Raw genomic sequence first — 12132 nt, forward strand, 5'->3', positions numbered from 1 at the left:
GCAGCGCCAAGAGCGCGCAGAGCAACACGGGAGGCAGCCCGAGGCGGGTCTCCGAGTATCCCCGCCCTTTCCGAGGGTGCGCAAGCCCGTTCAGTCCGTGAGCCTGAGAGCCGAAATGGGCTCAGTTCGGTGTGAGTCCAAGAATGCGGTCGACAACCTCGCCTATGCGGTCTAGTCGCCCCGGCACAGCTGCCAGCCACAGTGGTCGAGCAGTCGCGCGATCCTCGTCTGTCGCCTTCAGGTATCGCTCGCAGATCATTAGTAAAGACTCCAGCTGCTCTTCGAGCTCACCATGGTCGTTCGTGTTTCTGCCGATTACCCTGGCCTCACGTAGTGCTTCAATCAACTGTCCGATACCGAAGACCGGAACGGGGTCGCCGTCCGCGGGGGCTTTCTCGGTGGGAGCCCAATCGGACAGAGCAACAGACCATGCCTGCTGCGCTTTCTTGGCGTCACCAACTCCGTAGAGCGGCATGATCAATTCCAAGAGTCGGATTGGCTTGTCGGCTCGGCGGTCGAGATCTGGAATCTGCACGCGAGGTGTGCCGCGCCCAAAGGCTGGGTGGGCGGTGATTGTTGTAATCGATCCCGCATCGTAATGCTTGCCTCGCGCGACGAGGTCATCGATGAGCCGGGCTTGTAAGTGTGCGAGCTCGCCAACATTTATCGGCCACCAGTGCGGCATCTCTTGCTTCCGGAAGTATGCGGTGACATGCACGAGCCCTGCGCGAACCTGGAACTGGACGAGAACGAACGCGGGAAATAGGCGCTTCTCGCCCGAGAAGTCCGCGGACGGCTCGACAAGAATGGCGACGGCGCGGCTGGTGTCCGCGTCGTCCGCGAGCGCGCGCGCCGCCTCCTTGAGCTGATTAGTATGACCAGTTTGCAAATCGGGGTCGATCGATCCGTACGCGGTAATTCTCTGCCCATGGTTGAAGCTGGCTCCGCGGCCAGCCCGAGGCGACTGCCACCACCCAATTGTCCGATCGAACCAGGCCTGCGGGTCCGATTCTGTTGATGGCAAATCTGGGTAGAGCGGAGGAATACTGAGGGCGCTCTTGCCGTCAATGACAACGCACACCAGCGGAAGGGCAGCGGCGTTGTGCGGAGTCGGGAGTGAAACGATCCTCTCGTGCACGTCTTGGGCAGTCGCGCCCACTATGCGTCCGCGCTCCGCGTCGTCGTTTAGGAACCACTTCGCGGTTGGGAGAACTCCGATGTCTATCGTGCCCCCCGGGCCCACGGGCTTGATATCGACGATGGTCACGCCAGCCGTCCGAGGTGCCACGGGCGCGATCGTCAGAAGTCGTGCGACAGGCGAGCCTTGGTTGTCGACTTGCCCCGCGCTAGGGGCGCTTACGACCAGCATGCGTTGCTCGGCCTCGACCGATGTGAGGCCGCGGTGCGACAATGTGAAGGGCCGAGAGACGTGCTTATGACCGTGCAACGCGATGTCTATCCGCTGCATGGCAAGCCAGTCGAGTGTCTCGCCGAGGTTCAGGATCGACTCGTATGGCTTGATCTCGGGAACCGTACCCACCGGCATGAGCTGATGGTGCATCACGGCGATCCTCAATGGCGCCCCGAGCGCTGTCGATGCGGATTCAAGCGCCTGGGCAGCATGCCGGAGTTGGTGTTGCCCTAGCCAAGCAATATCGACCTCTCCTCGTTCCGCCCAGGCTCTGAGCAGTTCTGTGACAGCTGGGTTTCCTGCATTCTGCAATTGGTCGAAGCGCGACTCGAGAGCGGTTTCGATGGGTAGGTCCGTCTGACATAGATCCGCCGAGTTGATGGCGACGATGATGTATGACTCATCCACTGCCGTCAGCGTTGTGGTCTGCGCAGCAGTTCCATCCGTCTGTTCTAGTGGATCGATGCCTTCGAGCAGCGGCGTGATGTAGCCGTGCTCGCGAAGCTGAACAAAGTCCTCATAGCGCTCGGGAGATGATGGCGGCGCTCCGCGGAGCACGTCGTGGTTCCCTGGGACCACAACGACCCTCTCGGGCGGGACTACGTCAGGGACCAGCGGCGCGAGGATCTCCGGCAGGCGAACGAAACCCTTCGGATCATCGCGGTCAACGATGTCGCCGGAGATGACGATGCAATCCAGCCCGAGTTCATCCTCAATGACGGCACGAGCCAGCGCCTCGAGCGTCGAGCGCATGCGGTCCCCTGCCGACGCCTGGGCCGAGGCTGGGACAGCCTTCTGTTTGTTGTCGGCAATCAGTTCGTCTTCGCGATCACCGTGGAGGTGAAGGTCGGAGAGATGCAGGATGCGAGCCACGTCCCCATCATGGCCGGTTGGCAACGATTCCAGCTGTCCGGTCGGGGGCGAGTTTGTATTGCCGCGGGGCGCAACCGGCCGTCCCCCGGATCGCCACCTACACTTCATGTGTGGCTGAGCAGGCGGCGGATGCGCCATGAGTTCGCACCGCAATCAAGCGACCGCGTTCGTTGACTTGCTGGAGCGCGTGATGCGACGTGGAGAACGAACGACGGTTCGGGGCTACGAGACGCGCGAGCTACGTCATGTGGGGGTCCAAATTGAGCGGCCGCTTGAGAGGTATGTTCCGGTACCGTCGCGGCGTGGCGATGTATTCGCAAGCATCGCCGAGACAGTGTGGGTTCTGGCGGGCCGTAACGATGTCGACTTCCTCAGCGAGTACTTGCCTCGGGCAGGAGAGTTCTCGGACGACGGGCGCACCTGGCGTGCCGGCTACGGGCCGCGCCTTCGCAACTGGAATGGAATTGACCAGCTCGCGGAGGTCGTCGCGATCCTGTCGGAGGAGTCAACATCGCGCCGCGGGTCGATTGTCCTCTTTGATCCCGCCGAGGACTTTCAAGTCAGCAAGGACATTCCGTGCACGAACTGGCTGAATGTGTCGATACGTCATGGCCGCCTCGACATCGATGTCGCTGTGCGCAGCAACGACCTGTTCTGGGGGTTTTCCGGCATCAACGTCTTCGAGTGGAGCGTGATGCAGGAAATGCTTGCGTTCTGGTTGGATTCGGACGTTGGAGGTCTGGCCTTCTGGATCTCATCGCTGCATGTGTACGAGAGACATTACGCCCGTGCTCTCGAGATCATGCGCGGGGCACAGCCGATCGCACTCGGCGTACGAACACCCGCACAACGGAACTTCGCCACGCCGTTCTCCGAGCTAGAGGGCACGTTCTCGGATTGGTTTGCCATTGAAGGCATGATACGGGCCGGCGGGATTCCTGCAGCCGAGATTCGAGCATTCAAGGATCCGCTGCTGCGCGACTTCCTGTGGATGCTCGCCGCTCGGAAGGAGCAGCAACGAGTCGACGCTGATGCCGCCCAGGCGTGGCTCGACGAAATAACTGATCCGGAGCTGGTGAGGGCGGCACGCGAGTTCTTTGAACGTAGACCGGGCGGTGGCGCCGTGCATCGAGCGTCTGCGGAGGGCGAGATCCTGAAGCTCGAAATAGCTGAGTTGCATCGCGCCAAGACTTCAACCTACGGCGATAGCTGGAAGCGACACGGAGAGGTCGGATCCATACTCCCGAACATCGATCGCAAGATCGACCGGCTACGGAATTTCGATCGCATCGCACCAGAGGACGCTGAGTCCGCGTCCGACACCGCTGTTGATCTGTTCGTGTATGCCCTGAAGTACCGGACATTTCTCGCCGAGCAACAGGGCCTCGGCCTGCCACACGGCGTGTCCAGATGGAGCGACGGCGTGGAGGGCTTCGAGTACTTGCTGAATGAGTACGATTCGTTCGGACCGCGGGAGTCTTCAGATCGAGCGGTTTCGGACGTGATGGCGGCGGGAGCGGCTGTACGGACCGCTGTCACGAAGCAGCTACCTATCGCAGATCGGGTTCGACTTGCCGAGGATCTCGCCGCGAGCGCGTGGGACCTGGTCGTCGTCCTGCTCACTAGGAGATCGTCGACATGAATCCGCAAACCGCTCCCGCCACGCGGGAGGCCGTCCACGACATTTTTTGGCGCTTCGCAGCGGAGCGACAGTCGATATTCGAACGACGGTGGCGTGGCGAATCGGCCCCCTGGACCGAGGATACTATTCTCGCGCGATTCAAGTTCTGCAATGTGTACCGCGCGTCTGACCGGGTGAGCCAGTTTCTGATTCGAGAAGTGTGTTACCAGCGCGAACAGCCTGCAGCAGACGATCTCGCGTTCCAAATAGTCGCGATGCGGACCTTCAGCCGGATCGAATCCTGGAATTCATTATCCGAACGACTCGGCCACGCGCCCTTGCTGCGAGACCTGGCCAGCGGCGCTCTCGAGGACGCCCTGACTGACATGCGCGACGCCGGAGAGCGCCTGTATACGGGCGCATTTATTCTGTGCGCGACTGATGCATATGGGCGAAAGATCAAGCATCTCAATCACGTCGAACTCTTCAAGCATATGTTCCTGGACGATGATTTGGCGTCCCGCATATCCGAGGCATCAAGCCTTGAGGAGGTGTACCTCGCTCTGCATGCATTCCCCTTGATGGGTGACTTCATGTCGTATCAGATCGCAATCGACCTCAACTACTCGCCTTTAATCGATTTCTCTGAGAATGATTTCACGGTGCCAGGTCCAGGAGCGGTTCGCGGTCTACGCAAACTGTTCACTGACTTCGGCGACTACTCTCCCTCCGGCCTCATCAATTGGCTAGTGGAGCGCCAGCACGAAGAGTTCGCGGCGCGCAATCTGCGGTTCGAGGGGCTGTGGGGGCGATCGCTGCACGCAATCGATGTTCAGAATCTGTTGTGCGAAACGGACAAGTACTGCCGGGAAGCGCTACCGGAACTCGCAAGCTCGCGGACTCGTATCAAGTCGAAATTCGAGCCCACACCCACGCCAATCGACTACTTCTTTCCGCCAAAGTGGGGTCTCGAGACCGCGACGGCTCGGGCACTGGTGTCCGCGTAGGCCCCGCGAGGCCCGCGCAGCGGCCCCCGCGGGGCCCGCGCAGCGCCGGATCTGCATGATTGATTCGCCATCTGCTTGAAAATCGAGCACCACAAGAGTAGTCTGTGAGGAAATCGATCACATACCCCTGGGGGCGATCAAATGGACCTGTACGATCCGGCTGCTGTACGCGAGCATCTAGTGAGGATGATCGCTGAAGTCGAGGGCGTCGACGCGGATGAGGTGTACGAGGCGATCGCCGCTGCCGGCGAAGACGGCGACTTCCAGCTTCGAAGCAAGATCGCGGAGTCAGTGATCGCTGGTCTGGAGGAGGTGTTCGGCGTCACGCTCCCCGCGCCGGCTGACCTCCCGCGGGAAGAGTTCGCAACCGTCAACGCGCTCCTGGAACTCATCGTTCGCGAGCTAAATCAAGCTTCAGGAGCCGCGTAGTGGCGACCGTCGTGTGGGGCTCCGACATCGGGGATGCATGGTTGAACGCATACGAGCAACTGTTGCCGAGAGGAGAAGTGCACAATCTCACGGTCAACATCGCGAGTCCCCTCGAGGAGGACCTCGGAGTGCGCCGCGTGATTGAGCGCAAGCTGCTGGACTTCGAGACGGCCGGCGGAAAAGACCACCGCAACCCTCAAAGCATGGATACTGTCGCGAGCACAATCTTTCCCGTCGCCCTCTATCGGCCGGGACCGGGGGCGGCGGAGCGACTCTTCCGCAATGTAGCGCGTGCAGAGAGCCTACGTGCGCACAGTCGTCGCAAGGGGTGGGGCACCTATATTGGCCGCCTAACGAACTATCCGTCGCCAGCCGGCGCCCGGGTGAATCAACTCGAGCTCGCGATCGATCGATTGTCCGCGCGCGACAAAGCCTGGTCTGACCTGTACGAACTCCCAATCGGCGCTCCCGGGGAGCCTTACGCTCCTGACTCCGCCGGAGTCAGCTTGGGTACGCACGCCGACATGGCGTACGACGCCCGCACGATCGGGAACCCTTGCCTTGCGCACATAAGCCTGACAAGGCTCAACGGCGTTGTGCACATGGTTGCCCTCTATCGGCGACACCATTACGTAGCTCGTGCGTACGGCAACTTCCTCGGGCTCGGGCGCCTGTTGAACTTTCTCGCCGCCGAGTCTGGTCTAGAGCCGGGGGAACTTACGGTCGTAACGGGGCACGCCCTCGCGGAGACATCTAAGCGACACGCGATCTATGGCGAAGCACGGCAGGCAGCCCGTGAGGTGGTACCTATTGAAGTCGGCGCCCGTCCGCTCGGCGCCTCTGTCGACGATCTGGAGCTCCCCAGAGGAGGCGGCGGTGGTGGTCGCTGACTTCGCCCAACGGGTTGGCGCGATGCTGCAGGGCGTGCGCGGCCCGATGACAAATGGCTTGCGGCTTGGCATCGATGTCGCTGCGGTGGACTACTTTGCTCACCTGATGGAGCGGCCGGCGGGACAGAGATTCCTACTGACCCGCTTCACCGAGGTGGAACGGACCTACATCACTAGCGATCCGGCGAGGATCGCGGTTCGGTGGGCGGCCAAGGAAGCTGTCTCGAAGGCGATCGGAACCGGATTTCGTGGCATTCGACCGATCGACATTCAAATCAACAGAACTCCGGAAGGCCAGCCTTTGGTCGAAAGGGGGACCAGCGAGGACTGGCCACTCTCGGCACACCAGTGGGACTGGTCGATAACGATGAGCGAAGACGACGGCGCGGCAGTGGCGATCGCCTTGGCAATCCCGAAGGGGGAAGCGGATGACTTCGGAGAATGACCTCGAGTCCATAAGCGACGATGCCCGCAAACTCGCCGAGAACATCAGGCAGGAGCGAGCCTACGCCGGTCTCAGTCAAGACCAAGTTGCGCGCGTGTTAGGAATCACGCGGGCCGCTGTGAGCGCGCTTGAAACCGGACGTCGGCGCGTGTCAGGTGTCGAGCTGAAGCACCTCGCCAAACTGTTCGGGACTAGCGCAGATCGGTTGATGGGCGCAGAGGCTCCGCGGGACGCAACGGCTGATGCGCTCTTCAGGACCACGCGGGAGTTGAGCAATGAGGATCGTGAGCAGGTACTCAGATTTGCGGAGTTTCTTCGGCATGCGGGCGCCGCCCCCGACGTCGGCAAGTCGGGCTAGGTACCAACGTGGCGTCTTTCGCTGAATCGAGCCGAGCGCGATCGCGCGCAAGCATGGAAGCGGCTCGACTGCACGCCCGCCTCGGCACGGACATGTCCATACCAATTGATGTCTTCGAGGTGGTCCGTGAGCTTGGCGTATGGCTCTCGGCGCGTGACCTCTCTTCGACGCTCTTCGGGTTCTACCTCTCCGATGGCGGCACATTCGGGATCTGCCTCAATGATCGGCATCCGGAGCCCCTCCAACGTCTGACGTGCGCGCACGAGCTAGGGCACCACATGCTCGGCCATCAGTCAGCGCTGGACCTCGAACGGCACATTAGTGGCGGAGGCGACACCTCACTCGCTGAGGTGGAGGCACAGGCATTTGCATCGGCGTTTCTGATGCCGCCCGGCCTCGTGAATCGGAAAATGAGAACGCTTGACCTAAACGGGCGATCCGGCCTCACGGATCTCGACCTCTATCGTCTCGCACGCACGATGGACACGAGCTTTTCAGCAACCGTGTGGCGGCTAGTGGACCTGGAAATATTGACCCCGGCGGCTGCGAAGGAGCTGGCGCGAAAAGGGCCCTCAAAGGCCAAGGCCATTCTCATTCAGCCGTTCGCTGCTCCAGGGCGCGGCGAAGTGGTGGAGGTGGATGCCGAGCGCCAAGACCTGGCGCTGTGCCGCGTCGGTGACCACGTAATGGTGGACCTCCCCAATCACGGGGATTCGGGCTACATCTGGGTCGCGGACGGTCAGCTCCCGGGGTCGTTCCCGCCGGGGCTGGTCTGGGATGGAGCGGGTACCCTGGCACAAGCTGCGCAACCACTTGTCGCCCGGCACGCCCCCGAATCGGGTGGCGGAAGCCGGCTGCACTTTCAGTTCGAGGCTCCAGGGCCGGCGGAGGTATCGATGCAGCTGATACGCCCGTGGGAGGCATCGCCCAGACCCGCGGCTGAGCTTCCGCTTAATGTAGTGGTCCAACCCGAGCATCAAGTCGTCGGTATGGATGCGGCCCAAATCGGTGCCTACGCGCGACGGGTGGGTAGCTGAGTGCTCAGATGGGTGTTCGATGGGCGATCGGATAGCCGCCCGGTGGATGACCAAGGGATGCGGTCCATTTGTCTCGCCGTATCAGCCACGTTCGTTCACGATCTCGCACGCGACGATCTCATGAGTGCCGAGTACCTTCATTGGGATTCCGAACGGTACGGTGGTCGCGGACATCCTCGGTCGGTGGCGAAGTCCCTAGCGACTACCGGCCAGCCGCCCTCGGCACAATGGCCGATGGACGCGGCGATCGACGACACCGACTCGGCGTACGCACCGTCGAGCCTAGTGATCGGTCCGTTTCGCAGGGCGGTGACGGAGACCTACTTCGACCTCGATCTAGCGATCGATAAGGTCGCGGGCGGAACGCCCGTCGTGATGTGCCTCCTCACCTCCCCGGAGTTCTACGATCCCGACGTCTCAGTCATAACGACGTGGACCGGCCCAATTGCTGGGCACGCTGTCGTGGCGATCGGTCTCGCGATATACGACGGGCCGCCGATCCCGGGCGGACCCGAACCAGGTGCCAGATTCCTGTGCCTACGCAATAGCTGGGGCGCGGACTGGGGCAGGGCTGGTCATGTCTTGATGAGCGAAGTAGTCGCGCGTCAGTGCACCCAAGTAGCCCTCGATATCGCCCCGCTCGATCCTGATGCAAGATCCATTCGTGCTTAGGAAGCGACTGAGGTTATACCGATTCAATTGCTGCAGGCGATCTTGCCTAGGCAACCGGACAAGATCTCGCCCTCTCAGGAGCGAATGGGCTGGGCCCCCAGCTTGAGTCGGCGGCGACGCTAGAGATCGAGCTGCCTGCCCGCCCGGGACTCACCCGTTCTCGGGCATTGAGTGCGGAAGCGCATGCCATTTCGACCGCTGGCGATGAGCCCACTGTTGATCGAGCCGACCGCCCCGCGCCAAGGACCTACTACTAGCTTCGGGCGGCGTCCCGCTGAGAGACCGGTCGCTATTCTTCTCGTTGCCCTGCTTCAGATTGACTAGGCAGTGCACGCTCCAATTCGACAGGCGCGGTGCCCGTGCGTCGTTCCCACCGCACTCCGTTCGCGTCAGTAAACTGTATGACCCCCTGTCCCCTCCCCGGCTCGAAGGCTTGAGGCAGCAATCGGGAGAGGCGGAGCCACGGCGACTGCACGCTAGGTGCGAGCGGCGACATGCGAGCTTCATCCGTGATCTTCTCTTTGTCGAACATGCCGTAGTACCTCACGTCCGTCACCGGAGCGTCGCTCCTGTTGACGAGTTCAAGGTTCACCTCCAAACCCTCTGAACCAGAGGAGGTCGATCCCCACGTCACATGAATTTGCTCTGCCTGCGCGCGTCGTGCTGAATCCACCTGAAACACAAGGTTCGCGTGCTCGGTAGCAGCCGTCTGTCTTGCTGCGTCCGCGGCACCTGCCGCGTGCCGAGTTGCTCTCCAAGCGGCTACTGCGGCGACGGCGCCGACGATGGCTGCCGCGGCGGAGACCATCAGAGTTATGAGGTCGACGGTGGGATCTCCTGCGGGGAGGTTAACCGTTACTGGCGGGGGCGGGACAATCACAGTGACTGTCGGGACAGGCAGCGGATCCGCCGTGGGCGTCGGCGAGGGGGCGACGGACGCGGGGAGGAAGATCACCGCGTCAGCATCGCACCAGAGTACAAGCTGGGTTGGGTGGCGCGCCGTGGTATCGACCCCAACGAAGCTCGTCCGCCAAACGGTCCTCAGAACGGCGTGTGTCCCCTCGGGCCGCTCGAGCGGACGGTTCCAAAGTCACCCGCTGCGCGTCCTAGCTGTCAACTCCAAACGCGCGGAGCAAGCCTGCGCGAGGAATCATCCGTCTCTGCCCAAGCTGGACGGTGGGGATCGTCCCGTTCTCGATGCCGAGCTTGATCGTGCGGTAGTCCACGCCGACTAGGCGCGCGGCATCCTTCATGGTCAGCGCCAGCGAATTCGCTGTCTTGTTCATGTCCCGCTCCTTCCCGTATGAGCAGTGCGCGTCAGCACTTGCCCACACAGTACTCCTGCCGCGAGCAATCCGCGACACCAATTCCTCACGCCGCGTTGTTCTTGTCGAGACGCCGTGGAAGACTCACCATCATGAGTGAGATTGCGGTCGAGGCGGTCGACCCTGAGTGGGTGGAACTGGGCGATCGCGTCCGCATTCCGAAGGCCTGGGATGCGGTATCTGCGGAAGAGCCTGGCATTGCCGGGACGATCAGGGTCCACGTGGTCTATGACGAGCAACTCCGCCGGGCAGCGGCCGCGTCAGTCCGGCTGGATCGATCCGGTGAGGGTGACGAGGTCACGACGGTTTCGCTGCGCGAGGTACGTGTGCAGTGGGTCGTCCAACAGTCGGCGACCCAGCTTGCCACGGTGGATGGAGCGTCGGGGCCGGCGACGCTGCGCGACTACGTTCCGCAGCTGTGGAGTCGAACTGACCGCTCGCATGCGGAGAACCTCCGTGAGGCCGTGACCCTGTACCGTCTTGCGGCGACCGTCAATCTTGCGCCGCTGAAACTTGTCTCTGACGGGCTCAGGGTGAGTGTCAGCACCGCGACCCGGATGATGGCGCGGGCACGTGAGGCCGGCCTCGCGCAGGACCTCATCACTCGTGAGACCTACAACCGGATCCGCGCATCCGAGGACCTTCTCACGGCGCCCATCCAAGCACCTGGCACGTCCGGTCCGTCGCTCGGCCGGTGACCCCACATAGCGCTCAGGCATGTCCGTAAGGTGCTTGGCGACGGGAGCTTTGACGCCACGGCGCACTGAGCGATCTGCTCAACCCTTCTCGCCCGAGGCGAGCCGACCCGAGTTCTCGACAACGCCGGGCTGCAAGAGTAGTCTCACCGCTAGTGCAAAGCCATTTTGCCCGCTTTTTGCCCGCAAACCGGTCGCACCTAGATGTTTTCGGACGTCGCTAGATGTGGCCCGAATCTCGAAAACCCGCGTAATTCCGCGGTTTCTGCAGGTTCGCGTCGGAGGATGAATTCGGTTAATCGGTTTCGAGTGCCACTCACCCCGCTGACCAGCGTTCACCCCGAAGCCGGCCCAATGGAGGGCAAAATAACCTCAAGGGTTCGCTCGACCGGAGACGCAGTAGCCTCCCCCGCGACTCCGACGAGGCGTTACCCGCGGATCGTCGCGCATCTCATCCTCACCAACAACCCTCGCCACGCTCCGTGCGCGGTCAGCTCAGGATCCAGCATCCCGGGATCACCGGCGTGAGCGCAACAGCCCCGAGGTGACGCCGCGAGACAGCTCGCTGCGTCACGCTATCCGCGGAGGATGGCGTAGTCGCGGTCGCTGACGGTGGCGTAGATGACCGACGCGGGGTTGGACTTCTGCGCCGCGCGGTAGAGGTTGTTCTCGGATTTCGAGATCTCTCGACGGAGCTTTCCGGTGGTGGTATCGAACAGCCCTTTCGCAAGCTGGCTGTTTTCTCGTTGCACTACGATGATCGGCATATCGTCGTCCTCCAGACCTCGAACTGTGATGGCATTGATACGGAAGCCCTTGGCTGCGTCCGGCACCCTCCAGGGATCGAAGTCACCGACGTGCCAGGTCTCTCGCGGCTTGACGAAGTCGACCCGAAATCCGGCAATACGGCACAAGGCGATGAACCGTGCCCACGCGGTGAATGAGTTGCCGGGGGCGAGGTCGCCCCAATTCTGCACATCGATCGCCATGCAGTCTCTGCCTTGGAAGACGCCGCCATGCGAGGAGAACCCGGGACGCGCGGCCATGATCCCCAGCCGCTGTCGGTAGAGGACTTGGACATCGAGTGGGCGGAAGAGATTCCATCCCGGAGTGACTCGCAGCGTGACGCCGTACTTCGCCTTGCCCGTGGCAACGAGCCAATTCCAGCGCGCAGCCGTTCCCGGCGGCGCAAGATGCTTCCAGGTGCCGTCGGCGTTGCGTCCCCTGCCCAGAGCAATCAGTCTGGACTCCGGAATTCGGCCGTTCGCGAACTCAGGCACATCACACCCCGTTCCCCAGAAAGGTGATGTTGGGTCGAATGGTAGCGCGGGCGAACTCTCGACAACAGGCGTCCGCATGTGAGTGAGTG

General features: G+C 62.2%; 12 protein-coding genes. 9 read left to right on the forward strand and 3 right to left on the reverse strand.

Features of this window, described 5'->3' with window-relative positions:
* Nucleotides 1-121 precede the first annotated feature (121 nt).
* Nucleotides 122-2284, reverse strand: a complete 2163-nt coding sequence (locus EER34_RS14905) for a metallophosphoesterase (protein ID WP_164743577.1) — start codon at nucleotides 2282-2284, stop codon at nucleotides 122-124.
* 136 nt (nucleotides 2285-2420) lie between these two features.
* Here EER34_RS14905 and EER34_RS14910 point away from each other — a divergent pair, with 136 nt between their 5' ends.
* The 8 genes from EER34_RS14910 (at nucleotide 2421) to EER34_RS14940 (ending at nucleotide 8743) form a co-directional block, all read left to right on the forward strand.
* The gene (locus EER34_RS14910; RefSeq protein ID WP_127476120.1) at nucleotides 2421-3926 is read left to right on the forward strand and encodes a thymidylate synthase; all 1506 of its coding nucleotides are present in this window, start codon (nucleotides 2421-2423) and stop codon (nucleotides 3924-3926) included.
* Nucleotides 3923-4912, forward strand: coding sequence for a nucleotide kinase domain-containing protein (locus EER34_RS14915; protein WP_205791670.1), 990 nt, complete (start codon nucleotides 3923-3925; stop codon nucleotides 4910-4912). Before EER34_RS14910 ends, EER34_RS14915 begins: the two co-directional genes overlap by 4 nt.
* A 141-nt stretch (nucleotides 4913-5053) precedes the next feature.
* The gene (locus EER34_RS14920) at nucleotides 5054-5341 is read left to right on the forward strand and encodes a hypothetical protein (RefSeq protein ID WP_127476124.1); all 288 of its coding nucleotides are present in this window, start codon (nucleotides 5054-5056) and stop codon (nucleotides 5339-5341) included.
* Nucleotides 5341-6231 carry a thymidylate synthase family protein gene (locus tag EER34_RS17565; protein WP_164743578.1) on the forward strand — a complete coding sequence of 297 codons (891 nt, stop codon included), beginning with the start codon at nucleotides 5341-5343 and terminating at the stop codon, nucleotides 6229-6231. The genes EER34_RS14920 and EER34_RS17565 overlap by 1 nt, the downstream gene beginning before the upstream one ends.
* Nucleotides 6218-6676 (forward strand): holo-ACP synthase, encoded by a 459-nt coding sequence (locus EER34_RS14925; RefSeq protein WP_164743579.1) that lies wholly within the window; start codon nucleotides 6218-6220, stop codon nucleotides 6674-6676. Before EER34_RS17565 ends, EER34_RS14925 begins: the two co-directional genes overlap by 14 nt.
* On the forward strand, nucleotides 6660-7034 hold the full coding sequence (locus tag EER34_RS14930; protein ID WP_127476128.1) for a helix-turn-helix transcriptional regulator: 375 nt from the start codon (nucleotides 6660-6662) through the stop codon (nucleotides 7032-7034). Before EER34_RS14925 ends, EER34_RS14930 begins: the two co-directional genes overlap by 17 nt.
* A 53-nt stretch (nucleotides 7035-7087) precedes the next feature.
* Entirely contained in the window at nucleotides 7088-8071 is a 984-nt protein-coding gene (locus EER34_RS14935) for an ImmA/IrrE family metallo-endopeptidase (RefSeq protein ID WP_127476130.1), read from the forward strand.
* 234 nt (nucleotides 8072-8305) lie between these two features.
* On the forward strand, nucleotides 8306-8743 hold the full coding sequence (locus EER34_RS14940; protein ID WP_164743580.1) for a C1 family peptidase: 438 nt from the start codon (nucleotides 8306-8308) through the stop codon (nucleotides 8741-8743).
* 1106 nt (nucleotides 8744-9849) lie between these two features.
* Here the strand turns inward: EER34_RS14940 and EER34_RS14945 are convergent.
* On the reverse strand, nucleotides 9850-10029 hold the full coding sequence (locus EER34_RS14945) for a helix-turn-helix domain-containing protein (protein WP_240642409.1): 180 nt from the start codon (nucleotides 10027-10029) through the stop codon (nucleotides 9850-9852).
* A gap of 131 nt (nucleotides 10030-10160) precedes the next feature.
* Between EER34_RS14945 and EER34_RS14950 the strand changes: the two genes are divergently transcribed.
* Nucleotides 10161-10766, forward strand: coding sequence for a hypothetical protein (locus tag EER34_RS14950; protein ID WP_127476134.1), 606 nt, complete (start codon nucleotides 10161-10163; stop codon nucleotides 10764-10766).
* A 572-nt stretch (nucleotides 10767-11338) separates the two neighbouring features.
* On the opposite strand, the gene EER34_RS14955 is transcribed toward EER34_RS14950, so the two are convergent.
* Nucleotides 11339-12043 (reverse strand): hypothetical protein, encoded by a 705-nt coding sequence (locus EER34_RS14955; RefSeq protein WP_127476136.1) that lies wholly within the window; start codon nucleotides 12041-12043, stop codon nucleotides 11339-11341.
* Nucleotides 12044-12132: the final 89 nt, after the last annotated feature.

This window comes from Microbacterium sulfonylureivorans (assembly GCF_003999995.1).
Taxonomy (GTDB): domain Bacteria; phylum Actinomycetota; class Actinomycetes; order Actinomycetales; family Microbacteriaceae; genus Microbacterium; species Microbacterium sulfonylureivorans.